Here is an 18591-nt window from a genome sequence, read left to right on the forward strand (position 1 = left end):
AATTACTTCTTATCTTTCTTAATTTTTACTTTATCCCCAGAATTTAATTCTTTAGATACTGTTGTATAAGGTCCTGTTATTACCACATCTCCTTTTTTAAGTCCAGTTACAACTTCAATATTAGTATCGTCCTGAATACCGGTTTTAATTACCTTAATTTTAGCTTTATTTCCTACTTTTACGAAAACACACTCCATTTTTTTATCACTTTTAGGGGCTGCTTTTTGCTCTTCTGGATCTTCTACTTTAATTTCTTTTACAGCCGCGGTGTCTGATTTTACCACAACCGAACTAATTGGCACTGCTAAAACATTCTTTTTTGTTTTCGTTATAATATCAACAGTAGCTGTCATTCCTGGTCTAAATGGTGAATAAGTGGATGGTTTACCTGCTAATAAATCTTGGTATGATTCTTTTAGAATGCGCACTTTCACTTTAAAATTAGTCACTTGATCAGCTGTTAAAGCGGAACTTGCTGAATTAGCAATACTCGTAACCACTCCTCTGAATTCTTTTTTCAAATAAGCATCTACTTCCACTTTAGCTTCATCGCCTACTTTTATTTTAACAATATCATTTTCATTTACATCTACTTCAACTTCCATATTGTTCAAATTAGCTACTCGTAAAATTTCAGTTCCAGCCATTTGTTGTGTTCCTAAAACCCGTTCTCCTAATTCCACATTCAAAACAGATACTGTTCCATCTGCAGGCGCATAAATTACTGTTCTTCCTAAATTATCTTTGGCTTCATTTACAGTAGCTGAGGCACTTTTTACATTATAATACGCCGATTCTTTATTCGACTTTGCGACTTCAAACGAAGCAACTGATTTATCCCAATCTGCTTTAGAAATAATACCTTTTTGGAACAATATTCTGTTTCTTTCATAATTTGCTTTCGCTTCATTAAAACTAGCATCCGCTTGTTGCAAACCAGATTTGGTTCCCGATAAATTAGCTTGAGCTCTATTCAGACCAGAGGTATATAAGTCTGGATTGATTTTAACTAAGAGATCTCCTTTTTTTACAACTTGACCTTCTTTAATTGGCAACTCAATAATTTCACCCGAAACCATTGATGCAATTTTAACTTCAATTTCTGGCTGAATTTTACCTGTAGCAGAAACTGTCTCGACAATGGTAGAGGTAGCTACGCTTACTGTTTCAATTTCTTTACCTTCATCTTTATTTCCAATTACTCCCGTTTTTGACAAAACGATTAACAATGTAATTAAAGCGACTGCTCCACCTATTAAAAGGTATAAGGTTTTCTTTGACATAATAAATTAGTTTTTAATAATTGGTATCCCAAAATAAAATTCCAGTATTTTAATTTTGAAAATATAATCGTATTTCGTTCGTAACACTTCTGATTGTGCATTAACTAATAGTGTTTGAGCTTGTGTAAAATCAAATGCATTCATTAATCCTACCGCAAATTTTTCTTTTGCATAATTAAAAGCTTCTTGTCTTGCTTCTAAAGCAATTATAGCTGACTCATTAGCTTTTAAAGCTCCTTGAGCATCTGTAAAAGCGGTAAATACATTTCGTTGTAAATCTAACTCTTGTTGTTCTAAAGCAATTTTTGATTTTTCTACGTTCACTTTTGAACGCTCCACATTATTCTTTGTTGCAAAGCCATTAAATACAGGTACCGATAATTGAAATCCAAAATTCTGCCCTTTGTTATTATTAAATTGATTCCAAAATTTTGGTGCAGGTTGCATCAGAATTGAATTGCCTGAAATTGTTGCTACATCAGCATACGAAATTCGTGTGTTAAACCCATAATACCCTTGCAAAGTAGGCTGAAATGAACCTTTAGCAATTTGAAGATTTTTTTGAGCAATCTCTAAATTTGTTTGTGCTATTTTTAGCTCTGTTCTAATCATTTTTGACTTTTCAAAAATAGTATTCGGAGATTGCGACAAAATTGACACATCCTCTTTTATCTCAGTAGCATCAATAACGTCAAATTCTTCAAATTCTTTTAACTGTAACAACTGAGCTAAACTCAATTTAGAAATTAGTAGTCTATTCTCAGCCATCACAACATTCTGTTGATTTTGAGCTAAATTAGCTTTTGTATCCAAAACGTCCCCCCTAGGAATTGAACCTGCATTTGCCAATTCAATTGAACGTGCTAATTGTTTTTCATTTATGGCTAATTGTTCTCGTTGAACTTTAAGATTTTCTTTATTAAAAAGTACTTGAAGAAAAGCATTAGCTACATTTAAGGCAACATCTTCTTGCATTTTCAACAATTGATATTTTGAAGCTACCAAGGCTAAATTTGCCTTTCTTAAATTGTTTTGATTTTGTAACCCTTTATAAATATCAATCCCTACATTAGCTCCTGCTGATGTATATTGATTGGTTTGATTTCGCAGAAGACCCGTTGTAATATCCTGATTTAAACCAATATTCCATGAATGAGATGTACTAGCGTTAAGTGAAGGTAAAAACTTTCCTAAAGCACTTTTTGTATCAATTATAGCCGCTTTAGTATCAAGTTCTGATTGTTTAATCGTTATATTATTACTTAAAGCATACTTTACACACTCTTCTAGTGTCCATTTCTTGGATTGCGCCTGAATTGATAATCCAAAAAGAAGGATCACAATATAAATTAAACAATTATTGTTTCTCATATTATTCAAATGAATGTTCAAAAAATATTCACAAATTTAAGGTTTCTATACTAATTCTATCAGTAATACTGTAACTATTATTTTAAACCAACATTCGTTAGACTAAATAATCCTCTATTTGTTACAACTACAATCAAAATTATAATTCTTTTAGTAATTTTGTTAATCAAATAATGACGTAATGGAACGATTTTACAATCTTGCCCTCTTATTCCTATTGGTAGTTGTAACAACTAACTGTTCTACCCCTTCAAAAATAAATTCCTTCAAGCCTGAGCCTGATGATGCTATTCCATTGGTTTACGAAAACACTCCCTCTTTTATCAATTTACCCATCACCATACAGTTAAAAGATATTGAAAACACAACGAATAACCTACTAAACGGCTTAATCTACGAAGATAACATTATTGAAGATGACAATATTGAAATAAAGATTTGGAAACTTGCCCCAATAACAATTGAAAACAGTTCAAAAGATACTGATAGAAAGATAAAAACCATCCTCCCATTAAAAGCAAATGTGAAATATCGGATAGGAACAAAAAAAATGGGACTTGCTTTATACACCATTAAAGAGTTCAATTTCAATGGCATAATTACATTAAATAGCGAAGTGGAACTAGTGAATTGGAAATTGAATACTAAAACCAAATTGGAATCGCTAAATTGGAACGAGAGTCCGACAATGGTACTTTTTGGAAAAAATGTTCCCATAACTTTTCTTATTAACTCTAGTACAACTCTTTTCAAATCGAAAATCGAACAAAAAATTGACGAATCGATTGCCAAATCAATGGATTTTAAATCCAATGTAGTACATGCTTTGGAAAAAATAAGTATTCCTTTCCAAATGAGTGAACAATACGAAAGTTGGCTACGAATTACCCCTACTGAAATTTACAGTACTAATGCCATCCTAAAAAACCAAACAATCCTTTTAGATATGGGGATTAGATGTATCATGGAAACACTAATAGGTAAGAAACCCGAAACAAAATTCAACGCAAATACTATTGTTTTAAAACCTGTAGCCAAAATTCCAAATCAAATCACTGCCAATATCACTGCTGTTTCAAATTATGATGAAGCTTCAAAAATCCTAACGAAGAATTTTTCAGGTCAAGAATTTGGTTCAGGCAAAAAGAAAATCAAAGTTCACAATGTAAGTATTTGGCATAAAAACAGTAAAATGGTAATTGGTTTAGATGTTCTTGGGAGCCTCAATGGAACTGTTTATTTAACAGGTATACCTAAATACAATGAAACTACCAAGGAAATTTATTTTGATCAAATGGATTATGCCTTAGATACTAAAAACAAATTACTCCAAACCGCTAATTGGTTAGCACAAGGCTATATTTTAAATAAAATTCAGGCCAATTGCCACTATTCTATTCAAACTAATTTAGACGAAGGCAAGATAAGCATAATGGCTTATTTGAAAAATTATTCCCCCATGGCAGGGGTTTTTGTTAATGGCAAAATTGAAGATATTCAATTCAAAAGAATACAATTGACTAATCAAGCCATTATTGCATTTTTAAAGATAAGCGGTGAAGTCAATATTACAGTTGATGGATTGAAATAAACTATTTCTTTTTCATCCTATAAATAGCATATCCTATTCCTCCCACCAATAAGTAGGGAATTACCATCAGATAGACAATTCCGTCGTTTACAGCTTCGGCTTTAGTTGTATTGCCCTCACTGGTTAGAGCAGCTCTACACATCGCACATTGTGCATTTGAAGTAGAAAAAACAAAAAAGAAAACTAGATAGAGACAGACTCTAAAAATCAACCTTATTTTCTTATTTTTAATATTAAGATGTCTATTAATGAACATAATATGGAGCTATCATTATATACACAATTACTCCCGTAACAGCAACATACAACCAAATTGGAAAAGTAATTTTAGCTATTTTTTTATGTGGATCAAATTTAGCCGCCAAAGCTCGAACATACGTAATCAAAACTAATGGTATCACTGCAATAGACAACAGAATATGCGATATCAACAAAAAGAAGTACACCAATCGAATTACTCCTTCTCCTCCAAACTTTGTTGAATCAGAAGTCATATGATAAGCAACATACATTACTAAAAAAGCCAATGACAAAACAATGGCAAATGTCATTAGACGTTCGTGTAATTTCTTATTCCCTTTTTTAATAGCTAATACAGCACTAACTAAGACTACAGCTGTAAATCCGTTAATTGTTGCGTAAATTGGTGGTAAAAAAGATAACGGCTCCACATTATACCCCAAATCATTTAATTTAACATTAAACAAAACTGCTACCACCACAGGTATCAATACAGATACGAATACGATGAGTTTATTATATTTTTGATCTACTGTTGAATTGTCTTTCATTTTTATTCTTTTAATAGTAATTTAATATCTTCTTGAATGTCTTTTACTCCTTCTGGATCTAAACCATCATAGTACAAAATTGGATTTCCAAATTTGTCTTTTCTACAACGAATATTCCCATTTTTATCAATCAATGCAAATAATCCAGAATGTTCAAATCCGCCGTTCACCTTTTCATTTTCTCCCGCATACAAGTTAAACCCTTTATTGGCTAAATCAAAAATATAGGCCTTCTCACCTGTAAGAAAATGCCAATTTGATGATGTTGCTCCTAATAATTTAGCATGATCTTTTAATACCTGAGGCGAATCTTTTTCTGGATCAATACTAATCGAAGCGATACCAAAGTTTGGATTCCCAAAAAATTGTTTTTCAATAGCCAACATACTTTGATTCATCTTTGGGCAAATCGTAGGACAGCTTGTAAAGAAAAATTCAATTACAAATACTTTCCCCCTATAAGTAGCATTCGAAATTTTTTGATTATCCTGATTGATAAGTTCAAATTTCGGTGCTGGACCAATCTTTATCAAACTCTCATTTTCAGAAAGTCTACTTTCTACTTTATCTAGCCTATCTGCTGAAGTAACAGCGCCATCTTGTATTCGATCTATAATTTTTGGAACAACAAGTATTCCAAAAACTAAAATAATAAAAGATATTCCAATATAAGACTTATTCTTCATAGTATATACTCTTAAATCTGTCTTGATGCATTATGATTCTTTTTCAAGGCAGCACGATATTCATACAAAATCACCTTAAAATCATCTAACATTTCGTTACTTAATTCCGAAGGATGAAATGTGTCATAACCCTCTTTATATTCTTTATCCGCTTTTCTTCCTCTAAGATTTCTCTCTTTATCAATAATAAAAACATTAGAAGTCCCCATTACACTATCTAAAGGACTTATTAAATTTAATTGCTTATAATATTGTTGTATTTCTGATGGTGTTGCAAAAATAAATTGCCATTGGGACATGTCAGTAAACGCTTCAAAAGCTTCGTGAATTTTTTTTGCATCCTTTTCTGTCCCTACTGGACAAATATAGACAAACTGCAAATCTTTGAACCCATGATAACGCTGATATATTTTCTGATTGAGATTAAATAAGTTACCTCTATTCTTTACCAAATTATTTCCTGCAAAACCTAGAATAGTAATTTTGCCATTTAAACTTACTCTTTTACCTTGTAATGACGTCCAATTACCAAAATCAGCAGTTTTCGACTTTAGCACAGGCAGTTTAGTATAACTATTTACCCCTGAAGCGAAAAAAAGATAAGCGACTATTGGTAAAACAAAAAGTATAAAAAGGACTATTTTTTTTTTCATTTGAAAAGGGTATGTTATTTAAGTACAAAAATAAAAAAAGGCACGCAAAGCGCACCTTTTTTTTGAATTAATATCGTGTTAAAAATTCCATTTAATTGTAGAATTTCTAAAAACCTCAAAAACATAGTCTCCTTCTGTTAATAAAATAAACAGAATATATATAACTAAAAACACTACTGGATAAACTACTGAATTTCGTAAAGAAGCTTTTTCTCCTTCTATATGCATGAAAGCCCATACAATATAATACGCCTTAAAAATCGTTAATGCATAAAATATCCAATTCAACAAATTCATTCCTAATAGATTCGTCATATGAAGCGATTCAGGTTTAATAATTCCTAGGATAACTTCTATAATTGTTACTATTGAAAGAATCCCAAAAACTTTCCAGATTCTGCTAGTATTTGATACGTGTTCGTGTGACATGATAATTACTTTTTTTGAAAATTAAACAAGATAGAATACTGTAAAAACAAATACCCATACTAAATCTACAAAGTGCCAGTATAACCCCACTTTTTCAACCATTTCATAACTCTTTCTTTTTTCATAAGTTCCTAAAAGAACATTAAAAAAGATAATGATATTAATGATAACTCCTGAAAAAACGTGGAAACCGTGGAATCCTGTTATAAAAAAGAAGAAATCAGCAAATAACTTATTACCATATTCGTTTCTGATTAAATTAGCTCCTTCCACCACAATTTTTGCCTCTTTTAATCTTGCTTCAGACTCTTCTCTGGACAAAACTGTTTTCTTTTTGTCTTTAGTTATTGTCTCTGTTCTTATTAACAAGTCTGGATGAGCAGCAAAACCAGCTTGAACCTCTGCAACTGAATACGTTGGTAAGGTTGGTTCATCCATAAACCATTTAGCTTTATTTCTTGACAACTGTTCTCTCTCTTCAGGTAAGGTCGCAGCAAAATCAGCTAAGGCCACTCTATGTCCTTCTTTATCAACAAACTGAAGCAAACTACCTCCTTTTGTTTCGATAGCACCGTATTCTCCCTTAATAAAATTTTTCCATTCCCATGCTTGAGAACCAACGAAAATTAAACCTCCGATGATCGTCAAAAACATATAAATAGTTACTTTCTTTTTGTTTAACTGATGTCCTGCATCAACTGCCAAAACCATTGTAACTGATGAAAAAATCAAGATAAATGTCATCAATGCCACATAGTACATTGGAGCAGATACTCCATGCATAAATGGAAAGTGTGTAAACACTTCATCAGCCAAAGGCCATGTTTCAATAAATTTAAATCTAGAAAAACCGTAAGCAGCTAAAAATCCAGAGAATGTTAAGGCATCTGATACGATAAAAAACCACATCATTAATTTTCCATAACTTGCTCCCATTGGCTCATTTCCGCCTCCCCAAGTTTTTTCTTCACTATTTGCAGTAGTAACTGTCGCTCCCATAAAAAGTTATTCGTTAAAAAGTTCCCAAATTTACGTTTTTTTCTTATTTAAAGAAAAATAAAAATAAAAATAAATAAACCCAAAGAATATCAAGAAAGTGCCAATACATCGCACCCAGCTCAATTCCAAGAGTTTGTGTTGAATTGTATTTTTGTTTAAAATGATTATAAATTATAATTAAAAGTGAAATTATCCCTCCCGCCAAGTGCAACAGGTGCATTAACGTAACAATGTAAAGAAAGGTAGTTGTAATAGAACTCGCTTGACCCGTAAAATAATACCCTTCAGAAATTATCTGCCCAAAACCAACAAATTGCAAAATTACAAATAACACTCCTAACGCTAAAGTACTTAAAAGAAATGCAGTAGTTTTAGAGCGATCATCCCTTTGTATTGCTTTTTTAGCCAAATGAAATGTTACACTACACCCTATAATTGCAGCTGTACTTATGTAAAAAGCTGATGGTAATTGAAAATCTTTCAACCAATCGGCCCTTGATTTACTCACCACAAAAGCACTTGTAAGACCTGCAAACATCATGGTCATACTAACCATCGCAAACAATAAAATCAACTTAGCCGACCTTGATTTTCTGGCTTTTTCTTCGTCTTGTATCATTGTCATATTCATAACTATCTTAAAAATTTGTCAAATATATAAACTAATTGCAACAAAGTAATATACGAAACACTTACTAACATTAAAGTTCTTGCCGCTTTAGCGGTGCGTAATTGATACAATCTCACAGCATAAAACAACATCCAGAGGCCTAACAAAAACACAATAATCGCAGCAATTGGTGTAATATATAATTGCCCTGTATATCCTAAAACTGGCAAAAGCGACGCAACAATCAACCAAACCGTATATAAAATTACTTGGAGTGCCGTTCCTTTATCTTTTTTTCCTGTTGGCAACATAAAGAAACCCGCCTTTTCATAGTCTTCATATAAAAACCATCCAATTGCCCAAAAATGAGGGAATTGCCAAAAAAACTGAATCAAAAATAAAGTCCCAGCCTCAATACCAAAATTACCTGTTGCCGCCACCCATCCTAACATAAATGGAATAGCTCCTGGAAAAGCCCCCACGAATACCGATAAAGAGGTAACTGTTTTTAATGGGGTATAAACACTGGTGTATAAAAAAATGGAAATCGCACCAAACATAGCTGTTTTAGGATTGATTGTATATAATAGAAAAATCCCGATTATAGTCAACAAACTTGCAATAGTCAAAGCAACATTTGATTGCATTCTGCCAGCAGGAATGGGTCTATTTTTAGTCCGATCCATCAAAGCATCTAAATCTTTCTCAATCACTTGATTAAAAGCATTAGAAGCCCCCACCATACAATACCCGCCAATGGCTAATTTGAGTAATACAAGCCAATGAAATGAATGGAAATCGGTCTCACCTAACACGAAACCCGCAATAGATGAAAATACAACACTGACAGCCAAACCGGCTTTAGTGATTGCTTTAAAATCGATATAAATGGATTTAAGAGAAATAGTACTCAATGTATTTAGCATAAAACTGGCGCGAAGATACAAATAAGATTATAGAAAGTAGCGCCTGAATTTTAGATTTTTTACACCTAAAATCAATCTTTTGCTTTATCAAAAGTTAGATACAAATACAAACTCAAAAACAGGATTACAACTTCAAAAGTCAATAATGAAGTTACTATTCCTACCGCATCTGCTAAAAATCCTAATACTACAGCTGGAATACCAAACCCAACATAACCAAAAAACATATAGCCCGAAACAGCACGTGCTTTTTGACTGCCTCCTAGATCAGCAATTATAGCTAATCCTCCTTGATAACTAAATCCATAGGCTGCAGAACCAATAAAAGCGGTCCCTAACAAAACAACTGGTAACATTCCCAAATAGGACCCTAAAATCACTAATCCGAAACCAAAAGGAATAATCGCAAATCCTAATTTAAGACTTGTTTTAGGCTGAAATCTTTTACGGATAAATGGCTGCATGAATCCACCTGTCCAATTAATTAGTACCAAACAAAATCCCGCATAAGCTGTTAAATGGAATGTGGCCAATTGAGTAGGGATGATTGCAATAACCACTCCTGTAGTAGCCCAGCAAATTGCAATTGACAAATTAACCGGAAATGACCCTTTAGGAAAATACGGTAATCGAACTAGGTTTCCTCCAATAGGAGGCAATTTGGGAAGAAAAAAAGCCAATACAATTCCCAATAGCGTAATGACAATAGCTACAAAATAAGTGATAGGTAAATAAGTAAAATGGATCAATAAAGCAATACTTGTCATAAAGGCGCCTCCACTAAAGCCAATTGCTGTTGCCATTGAAGTAGCATTAGCAGCACGAACAGACGCATTCACATTTGAAGCAAGAATCTCTGAAATATAAGCCGTACCTGTTCCCATGCTTAATGCCAAAGCCACACCTTGAAAAAACCGAGCAAAAATCAACGCGTAAACTGTTGGAAACACCGTTATCGTAAGATTCGAAGCTAAAGCCAAAAATAAACTAAAAAGCAGGACTGGCTTCCTACCTATTCGATCTGAAATACCACCTAGGAATACATAACAAGGTAGCATACCTAAAATATAAGTCGCTAATACCAAAGCCGTCTGACCGTTATTGAATCCCGCCACCTCAGCATACGGTCTAAAAAGCGGCATTGATATGTTAACCGCTAAAGTTATCAAGAAAAGAGCAAACGATATAACAGAAGTAGGTTGTATTTTCATAACTTATCAAGGTATAAAAAATCCCACCGAAGTGGGACTTATCTATTCATTTGTATTCTGATTTTTCTTTATTTGCTTAGCAAAAAGCACAAAACTAAACGCGATAATTGTACCTATTAAATTTGCCAATACATCAAAACAATCTCCGCTTCTTGTTGTGGTCAATTTGTCTTGCAAAATTTCAATTCCTATTCCAAATAATAAAGAAAAACAAACAGCAACTACAAGAAACTTAAACTGATTCTTTTTTTTAACTTGTTTTTTGAAAAACAAAAACCAAAGTATGGTAAAAACAAAATAAAAAAAAGCGTGAACAAATTTATCTAAATTTGGAATGTTAACCGTTGGAATATCATTAGAAGAAGTCAAACAAAAAAAGCTTACCACTCCTGTCCAGCACAATGCAATCCAAAAAAAGATATTTTTAAGCACCAATCAATTCTTTGTAGGCCTCACTTGAAAGTAATGTATCTACTTCTCCCAAATCAGAAACCTTTACTTTTATCATCCAACCTGCTCCATAAGGATCTGAATTCACACTTTCTGGAGTACTTTCCAATTCTTCGTTGAATTCAATAATTTCGCCAGACAAAGGCAAAAACAAATCAGAAACTGTTTTAACTGCTTCTACTGTTCCAAAAACTTCGTCTTTATCCAAAGTTTGATCTAAAGTTTCAACCTCAACATAAACGATATCACCCAATTCTTTTTGAGCGAAATCAGTAATTCCAACGGTAGCAACATCTCCATCAATGCTTACCCATTCGTGATCTTTTGTGTACTTTAAATTTGCAGGTATATTCATAATATGTGAATTAATTTAATTGTGGCAAAGGTACTATCTTCATTTGAAATTTAGATTAGAATTAAAAATTAATTTCCAAAATTATACCTCAAAGTAAAACCTGAACGAATATTCGTTAAAGGAAAAGTAGTAGAAATAACTGCTTTTGAAAAAGAATGGTCATAATAAAATATCGCTGTAAGATTCTTACTTAACGAATAATCCGCAGTTACTTTTAAAGTCCAAATGTTTTGTCCTGCTGCTAATTGATTTTTATTATAATCCAAATATCGTACAATTGTCTTGTTATCTCTTAATGACAAATCTGCTTTGACATTAATATCACTTTTGATAATTCCAGTAGGACTATCTGCTAATCGCGAAGAAAAAATAACATCTTTGAAACGATATCCTAGTCCAACTACATATTCAATCCCTTTTACTTCGGTCAATAAATTATTATCAAAACTCATCGACAAAGCGCGATCTTTTTTGATTTCTGTTAAAACCTTTAACGAATTTTTCAATTCCATATCCATACGAACCAATGGACTAAATTGCTCTACTAAATTAACATTTGACATAATAGTGGAATTATAATAATTCCCATTTTTATCAACTCCATTTGGATCTTTATCAAATTCAAAATTAGATCGAAAAGCGTTAATTGTATACGAAGCCCTATAATTGTGTTGTAACGAAACACGCTTAAAATTTTTCTTAAAAAATTCATACCGCATAAATCCATTATATCGCAAAGACCAATTAGGTAAAGGAAGGCTTCTAAAAATTCCCAAGGAAGCACTTGCTGCATTACTTCCTGAATAAGCCGCTAAGAAAGCTGGTAACAAAACCGCCTGATTGTTTTTTCCAAAACCTACTGGAAAACCATCCCCATCAATATTCGCCGGATTAGTTATATCTATACCTCGCTGAAGAGCTAATCTATTAGCCACAACTAGTCTATTTTGTCTGAAATCATCAAATGCAACAGACGAATTTGCATTACTAGACAAAAATGAGGTTTTAATTAAAACGGTAGAAATAGAAAAAATTCCTGATGAATAAGGTGATCTAGAATTATAAACTCCATTAGCAACATCGTACTGTTCCGAAAAATTTTCAGAGTATGATCGGTCTAAATTCAAATCAACTTTTAAATCTGGAAATACATCTAGATTAGCCGATGCTTTAAATATCTTGTTTTTTACTTGGGTAAAATTTTGATTAAATTCTGGATAATTAGTCAACCAACCCTGCTTTGCCGCTTCATACCTCACGTCATCTTGACTTCCAAAAATAAATCCTAAAGTAGGCTTAGAGGTTCCTAAAAAACCTATACTCGGCGTATACCCCGGCAAAACTGTTCCGCTATTATACGTATAATTCATTTGGATATTCTTTACACTTGTTAAAACCCCCATAACACCATCTAAAAACAAATTAGATTGATTTTGTTGCATGTTCGTTTTTACCACTTTTTCTCCTGGTTTTGGAACTACACTCTTGCTTGGTTTAAAATTATTTTGTTGCTTTGATTTAGTCAAACCCAAATAGCGATATAGTGTTTCCATATTCAATGTAGCATTTACATTATTGGAATTTGCATTTTGGATAGTGTTCCCTAAGTTGTAGGTAGTGCCTCCTATATCAATCTTTGATAATGCCTCTGAGGCACGTTGCCAACTATAATCGGCAGTATAGGAGTAATTCGCTTTTACAAAACTAAAGAGAGGAATTTTGTTAATTGGAAGTTCGTAATTAAGAACAACTTGTTGTTGATGTTGGTTTGGGGTTCCAATATTCCAATAATCATCCCAAACCGTCAATCCTTCTTTTGAAGTATTATCAGGATTCAAATAACTTTTCACAATATTCCCAGAAGAGGCTGCATAATTTAATTTTAAAGATTTGGATAAATTATAATTAAATCCATACTGATAATTAAAGGCATAATTTCGTCTATATAATGCGTCTAAACCTATTCCTTCTACACCATCTACTTGTCTAAACTGTTGACGATTGTACTGTCTAACTATATCTGTATTAAAGGTAACCGAAGCAGGTAAAAAATTAAAATTAAAGTCTTGAAGTAATTTCCAATAATTACTTTTTTTCATAAAACTTACTTTCTTAAACGGCTCAATTGCTTTAGAATTAAAAGTATAAGCAAAATCTACAGAAGAACTTACTTTTTGATCTGAATAATCTTCAATTTCAAAATCATGTCGTTTTACCTCATTAATTGATTGAGAAAATGTAAAATTTTCGATATCATAAATGTGTGGTTTTTGCTGAGGGGCCCTTTCTTTTCGAACTCCTATAAAATTGATGCTCGTACGTTTTGTGTAATCAATCGCTCTATTACGAATATTTGCTTTTTTTGAAGCATCTGTAGTATTATCTAAAAGCTGATTTAACCTAATATCTTGATTGAAAGGATCGTATTCAGGAGTAATGACTTCTTCTGCAACACCGTAATTAAAAGGTAAGTTAACTCCCCATTTCTTTGGTAATAACTTTCCTAAACTAAAATTAGTTACAATATTGTATTGTTGAATATCCTCTCTGCTTCTCTCGTTTGGACCCTGTTCTAAAGCCCCAAACCCGATAGTACTTTTTTTACCTGAGGCCGAAACTGTAGCAAAATCAGCCATATTTGAATCTACATTCAAAATAGCAGCCATACCTCCTTTATTATCCATATCTGCCAGTCGAAGCTCATTAAACCAAACTTCTCCTTTAATTCGCCTTGAAGCTTCATTACTTTTTACCCCCACCATCAAGGTTCTTACTAACCCAAAATTAGGATTTCCCTTTATTCCTAATCGCAACTTATTGGTCTTATTAGCCAACTTTGGATTTAATTCATCTTCGTTTTGATAATAAATCCCATCTATAGGAAGTGTTGTAGGATCAACGCCCATTGACTTAATTTTTAATTGAGTTAGCAATTCTAAAGCTAAATCTATCTGATTCTCTTCAGGCCAAACTATTTCTGGGCTTAATGGCGAACAACCTGAATTAGCCGAAGAGGAAGGTAAAGTAACCTTTAAAGGAATTTCTATTTGATAAAAATTCTGAGTAAAATCATTTCCAAAACGAATAAATCCTATCATTTGATTATCGCGAATAGCAATTTCGTTAGGTAAAGACTCTGCATGCAAAAACATCTTCAATTTATTAAATTGACGCATGTCTACACTCACATTTTTAAACACTGCTCTTGAATCTCCTGACTCTAATCCATCACCTGAAACTCTTAAAGAAAGTGATTGTTCATCTTGATTTATTACAGTATTGTTATTATATAACTGCTCACGAACCACTCCTGGAGGTGTAATATAGTTGATAGGGCATCTTTCATTGTTTTGTTGAATGTTTACTGCCAAAACATCCAAATCCGTTCTATCATCATCACTATTTGTATCTCTAAAATCCAATGTATTAGCATACCTTCTCCATTCTCCTCTAACTAAATCCAATGATCCGAAACGAAGTGTTACAGGACTAGAAAAGCCAGTCATGAACATTCTCATAAAACGAATAGAACGAAAATCCGTAATAGAACCTATCGTGTTTTGAGGTTGAGATACAGGTATTTTAAACTGTATCCAACGTGCCTCGGTAGTTGATCCATTTGGCAACTCCACTTGAGTATTTCGAATATCAGTGATGTAATTTTGTCCTATTGCCATATTAGGCATCATATCAATACTGTACTCATAATACGCATTAATGGTATTCATTGTGTTATCTCTATTGATATCTTCAACATCTGGCATTGTAGTAGATCCTCTATTAGGTGTATCTACTGAAACTGCTGAGTTCCCATCTGTTCCATTATAATTTTTATATCTATCTAATACACTTCCTGTTGTATTAAGATAAAACATATAATCATCTGCCGCCGGGTCAGTTTCTGTAGAAAAATTAGAGTAGGTTGCTGCTTCATCATCGTTTTTTAAACCATCTAAACCAACGTCTTGATTGTTTCTATTAGTAGCATTCCCATCAAAAGTATAAATAAGCGATTGAGAGGCTGGAACATTACCCCAAATAGGTCTTGGATTTACTAAAATTTGATCTGTTCCTAATCCATTTTCATATTGTTTTCTACCATCCTTTAATACATCTTCTGAAATTTCTCCAAGATTGAAATAGATTTTTCCTGAATTAGACAATGGAGCCGCTCCTTGACCAACATAGGGATCCAATACCCAAAACTGAATGTATTCAACGTTTCCTTGTTCAAAATTAGTAGCATTAATAGCACGCATGATGCCCCCAAAATTCCCTCTCGGATTAGAAGAAAAAGTAGGATTGTTGTTATAGGGACCTCTTTCGGAAGGATAATAACTTAAATCTAAGGTGTTTACTACTTGAGATTGTCCTTGTGCAATATCTGTCAAAGGGTATAATTCTTTACTAAAAATTCTTCGAGTAGCATTTAGAGAAAGATCATCCGAAGTAATTCCGCCTGGTTTTTGAGTATAAAATAGAGGATCTATAGAATACCAAGCTAACTTCGCTCTTTTAAATCCATAGGCCAAATCATTTGAACTTTCATTAAAATCATACCTGCTTTCTGTATCATTAACAGGAGTAGAAGACAAACTCCAAGCCAAGGGAGATCGCATATCAATAGTTGATTGTGAACCTTCAAAATCATCTACATAAATTGTTGATTCTCCTTGAAATTGATCTGCTTTTGGAGTACCTGGTTTTAAAAATGCAATCTCACCTTTTACTGAAAGATTAGAGGCAACATCGGTATCTATATTAGGTAATTTATTTGCTAAACGAGTTAAAAAAGGCACTTCAGATGAGAAAGCGGTATTGAATCCAAAAATTGTATTATTCACAGACTCTTGTCCAAAACTTGACTTTTGAGTAAAAGGCCTTTCGGTCATTTTTAAGAATGTAGCTCCAATTAAAAATTTATCCGAAATTTTATGTTCTACATTTACTCCCATAAACCTTCTGGTTTGCTGTCCAAAGATGGAATTATTTTCCAATGAAACTTCTATAGGAGTGTTAGAGGCTTGTAATGAAGGATCTAAAATTTGAACTCGTCCTAATTGATAATTCACACTATAATCAATGCCCTCAACCAATACTCTGCCTGCCGCAGTAACTCTAACAGAACCTTGAGGTACATTAAAGGCTCCTATAGGAATTCCATCGCCAGTAGATGATTTGTATTTTCCTCTTAATAAGAATTTATTTTTTTCACTATCCTGTAATGCTCCAGATTGAGTATTTCGATACATATTTCTAAATACATATTTTTTTTGATTTGGATTATATGTATCCACATCACTATATCTCTCACCAGAACCTTGATTCGTTAATTTTGAAAAAAGTAATTCTCCAAAAGGCTCCTTAACTGTGAATATAATTCGGCCATTTTGAGCGTCAATAGTTAAGCCAGGCATAAAATCAAAAAAACCATCACCTCCTACTTGTGGGTCATTATTATAATTTAATTTATCTAAATTAAACACCTTTAACAATGGTGTTTCTGCCACTTTGTTATCCGGAGTTGGATTCACAGGGAAAGGGCTTCCTGATACAGGTGTGATATAATTTAATGGAGAGGGATCAGTATATAAAATGTTAAACCTAAAATCTTCTTTTTTAAGCTGGTATGCTCCAGGAATTTGATAAATATTTTTCATCATCAAATTCCAAACAGGATTTTTGACATTTGTTAAATTACTTTTAAGCATTTTCAAAATTAAACTTTGAGTAATTACTGCCTGAGTTGAAGGCGTGTTTCCTGTAACTACTGTTGCATCAACTCCATCATTACCAAATTCTCCTACTTGATAAACTTTTTCTCCAATTGTATACTGATAGGCAACTGCAAGAACCTCATCGTTGGCTAATTTTTGCTGAAGCGAAATATACCCTAATTGAGGATGAAAAGTGTACTCATTAGGGTTCAGCTTACGAGCGTTTTCTAGTTTAGAATAATCTTGACCTTCACTAACAGAAACGTTAAACCCTGACTTGGCTGTAACCATCTCTCGAATATTGGGATTCAATAATCCTGTTCCTAATTTAATCAAATCAGGATTGAATTTATTATTGGTATTATCTGATGGAGAATCTGCCGGCTGACTAAACATTCCTGTTGAAGGACTTAATACAACTACTTCGCCATCAGTTAACCCTGACAGCTGACTCTCTCCTAAATCTTGAATAGCAATAATATTCCTAATATTATTATTGGTTGTTGTAATGCGATTCTGTCTATTGGTTACCCATACTTCAAGCCTTGTTATTTGAACCCTACTATCTATAAATGGATAATTTTTTAAAGCTGTATCATATTTATTTCTAAAATATTGCGATAAAAAGAAATGGCGATCACTATCATAATCCAATGCAAAAATGTCAAAATTTTGAACTGTACCTCCTCCTTCAGCAACAACACTTTTGGTTTTAGATTTTTGTTCAGAGAACACACCTGTTACAGTTGTTTTACCAAATTGTAATTTAGTTTTTACCCCAAATAAACTTTGTGCACCTCGAATTAAAGTACTGTTTAAAGGCATACTAACATTACCAATCTCAATATCTTGAATGATTGCATCTTCACTAGCACTATACTTAGGATCGTAAGATAGTTTTATTAAATTTTGAAAAGAAAACGTAGATTGTGTATCATAATTAGCATTAACATTCAATCTCTTACCTACCTTACCTGTTAAGCCAAGACTTATTCTCTGATTAAAGTCAAAAGTGGTATTCGTCCGATTACGTAATGAAAAAGAAGGATTGTCTTGCTTTGTATAACGCATCCCTAAATCCATCTCAATGGAACCCGTAGGTTTTACATCAATAGTATTGCCTCCGAAAATAGTTTCAAACAAACCTGACTTAATATAATATTTAGGTAATAAATCTTTTTTAGCTGCATCAGCACCTTGTTTTTTACCATCTACTGCATCTAATTTTTTCCTAAAATAATTACGCATTGACTCCTTCAATACTAAGTTTTCATATTCTCTTGGAGTTAAGATTATGGGGTAATCAATTGTAAAACCTTCAACAGAATTAGTATAAACATATCGATCAGTAACCGGATCATAAGTATAACCAGATAAAATACTCTTTGGATTTTTAATCGCAATTTTTCCTGTCGAGTATCCTTTTGGTATCGTATCTTGAGCAACAGATGTACCTTGAGCTTGAACTACATAAGTAGAAAATAAAATTAGCAATAGCTGACAAATTTTATTCATAAAT

General features: G+C 32.8%; 15 protein-coding genes. 1 reads left to right on the forward strand and 14 read right to left on the reverse strand.

Translation table 11 applies throughout. The features are described from left to right. Positions 1-2: 2 nt before the first annotated feature. Complete coding sequence (locus tag MG292_RS01325; RefSeq protein WP_264534488.1) at positions 3-1283, reverse strand: efflux RND transporter periplasmic adaptor subunit; 1281 nt, start codon at positions 1281-1283, stop codon at positions 3-5. Positions 1284-1289: 6 nt separating this feature from the next. Beyond that, on the reverse strand, positions 1290-2654 hold the full coding sequence (locus tag MG292_RS01330) for a TolC family protein (protein ID WP_264534487.1): 1365 nt from the start codon (positions 2652-2654) through the stop codon (positions 1290-1292). Positions 2655-2835: 181 nt separating this feature from the next. Between MG292_RS01330 and MG292_RS01335 the strand changes: the two genes are divergently transcribed. Then, entirely contained in the window at positions 2836-4245 is a 1410-nt protein-coding gene (locus MG292_RS01335; protein ID WP_264534486.1) for a DUF4403 family protein, read from the forward strand. Position 4246: 1 nt separating this feature from the next. Here the strand turns inward: MG292_RS01335 and MG292_RS11340 are convergent, their stop codons facing one another. From MG292_RS11340 to sov, 12 genes are all read right to left on the reverse strand, one after another. After that, the gene (locus MG292_RS11340; RefSeq protein WP_374505499.1) at positions 4247-4387 is read right to left on the reverse strand and encodes a hypothetical protein; all 141 of its coding nucleotides are present in this window, start codon (positions 4385-4387) and stop codon (positions 4247-4249) included. 103 nt (positions 4388-4490) lie between these two features. Then, positions 4491-5036, reverse strand: coding sequence for a DUF420 domain-containing protein (locus MG292_RS01345; protein ID WP_264534484.1), 546 nt, complete (start codon positions 5034-5036; stop codon positions 4491-4493). A 2-nt stretch (positions 5037-5038) separates the two neighbouring features. Further along, positions 5039-5722, reverse strand: a complete 684-nt coding sequence (locus MG292_RS01350; protein ID WP_264534483.1) for an SCO family protein — start codon at positions 5720-5722, stop codon at positions 5039-5041. 11 nt (positions 5723-5733) lie between these two features. Next, positions 5734-6375, reverse strand: a complete 642-nt coding sequence (locus tag MG292_RS01355) for a hypothetical protein (RefSeq protein ID WP_264534482.1) — start codon at positions 6373-6375, stop codon at positions 5734-5736. 78 nt (positions 6376-6453) lie between these two features. Next, positions 6454-6804 carry a cytochrome C oxidase subunit IV family protein gene (locus tag MG292_RS01360; RefSeq protein ID WP_264534481.1) on the reverse strand — a complete coding sequence of 117 codons (351 nt, stop codon included), beginning with the start codon at positions 6802-6804 and terminating at the stop codon, positions 6454-6456. Between the two features lie 21 nt (positions 6805-6825). After that, the gene (locus MG292_RS01365) at positions 6826-7803 is read right to left on the reverse strand and encodes a cytochrome c oxidase subunit 3 (RefSeq protein WP_264534480.1); all 978 of its coding nucleotides are present in this window, start codon (positions 7801-7803) and stop codon (positions 6826-6828) included. A 43-nt stretch (positions 7804-7846) separates the two neighbouring features. Further along, entirely contained in the window at positions 7847-8434 is a 588-nt protein-coding gene (locus MG292_RS01370) for a cytochrome c oxidase subunit 3 (RefSeq protein ID WP_264534479.1), read from the reverse strand. Positions 8435-8436: 2 nt separating this feature from the next. Next, positions 8437-9339 carry a heme o synthase gene (cyoE, locus tag MG292_RS01375; protein ID WP_264534478.1) on the reverse strand — a complete coding sequence of 301 codons (903 nt, stop codon included), beginning with the start codon at positions 9337-9339 and terminating at the stop codon, positions 8437-8439. A 71-nt stretch (positions 9340-9410) separates the two neighbouring features. After that, entirely contained in the window at positions 9411-10550 is a 1140-nt protein-coding gene (locus tag MG292_RS01380; RefSeq protein WP_264534477.1) for an MFS transporter, read from the reverse strand. 42 nt (positions 10551-10592) lie between these two features. Then, positions 10593-10982 (reverse strand): VanZ family protein, encoded by a 390-nt coding sequence (locus MG292_RS01385; protein WP_342032615.1) that lies wholly within the window; start codon positions 10980-10982, stop codon positions 10593-10595. Next, positions 10975-11355, reverse strand: a complete 381-nt coding sequence (gene gcvH, locus MG292_RS01390; RefSeq protein ID WP_264534476.1) for a glycine cleavage system protein GcvH — start codon at positions 11353-11355, stop codon at positions 10975-10977. Before gcvH ends, MG292_RS01385 begins: the two co-directional genes overlap by 8 nt. A 68-nt stretch (positions 11356-11423) precedes the next feature. Next, on the reverse strand, positions 11424-18587 hold the full coding sequence (sov, locus tag MG292_RS01395; RefSeq protein WP_264534475.1) for a T9SS outer membrane translocon Sov/SprA: 7164 nt from the start codon (positions 18585-18587) through the stop codon (positions 11424-11426). Positions 18588-18591 lie beyond the last annotated feature (4 nt).

This window comes from Flavobacterium keumense, assembly GCF_029866485.1.
Taxonomy (GTDB): Bacteria; Bacteroidota; Bacteroidia; order Flavobacteriales; family Flavobacteriaceae; genus Flavobacterium; species Flavobacterium keumense.

Bases quoted from the DNA above. Each gene is read 5' to 3' on its own strand.
- MG292_RS11340 (WP_374505499.1), bottom strand. From the start codon at position 4,387: ATGTGTAGAGCTGCTCTAACCAGTGAGGGCAATACAACTAAAGCCGAA.
- MG292_RS01335 (WP_264534486.1), top strand. From the start codon at position 2,836: ATGGAACGATTTTACAATCTTGCCCTCTTATTCCTATTGGTAGTTGTA.
- MG292_RS01345 (WP_264534484.1), bottom strand. From the start codon at position 5,036: ATGAAAGACAATTCAACAGTAGATCAAAAATATAATAAACTCATCGTA.
- MG292_RS01325 (WP_264534488.1), bottom strand. From the start codon at position 1,283: ATGTCAAAGAAAACCTTATACCTTTTAATAGGTGGAGCAGTCGCTTTA.
- MG292_RS01365 (WP_264534480.1), bottom strand. From the start codon at position 7,803: ATGGGAGCGACAGTTACTACTGCAAATAGTGAAGAAAAAACTTGGGGA.
- cyoE (WP_264534478.1), bottom strand. From the start codon at position 9,339: ATGCTAAATACATTGAGTACTATTTCTCTTAAATCCATTTATATCGAT.
- MG292_RS01330 (WP_264534487.1), bottom strand. From the start codon at position 2,654: ATGAGAAACAATAATTGTTTAATTTATATTGTGATCCTTCTTTTTGGA.
- gcvH (WP_264534476.1), bottom strand. From the start codon at position 11,355: ATGAATATACCTGCAAATTTAAAGTACACAAAAGATCACGAATGGGTA.
- MG292_RS01350 (WP_264534483.1), bottom strand. From the start codon at position 5,722: ATGAAGAATAAGTCTTATATTGGAATATCTTTTATTATTTTAGTTTTT.
- sov (WP_264534475.1), bottom strand. From the start codon at position 18,587: ATGAATAAAATTTGTCAGCTATTGCTAATTTTATTTTCTACTTATGTA.
- MG292_RS01370 (WP_264534479.1), bottom strand. From the start codon at position 8,434: ATGAATATGACAATGATACAAGACGAAGAAAAAGCCAGAAAATCAAGG.
- MG292_RS01360 (WP_264534481.1), bottom strand. From the start codon at position 6,804: ATGTCACACGAACACGTATCAAATACTAGCAGAATCTGGAAAGTTTTT.
- MG292_RS01380 (WP_264534477.1), bottom strand. From the start codon at position 10,550: ATGAAAATACAACCTACTTCTGTTATATCGTTTGCTCTTTTCTTGATA.
- MG292_RS01355 (WP_264534482.1), bottom strand. From the start codon at position 6,375: ATGAAAAAAAAAATAGTCCTTTTTATACTTTTTGTTTTACCAATAGTC.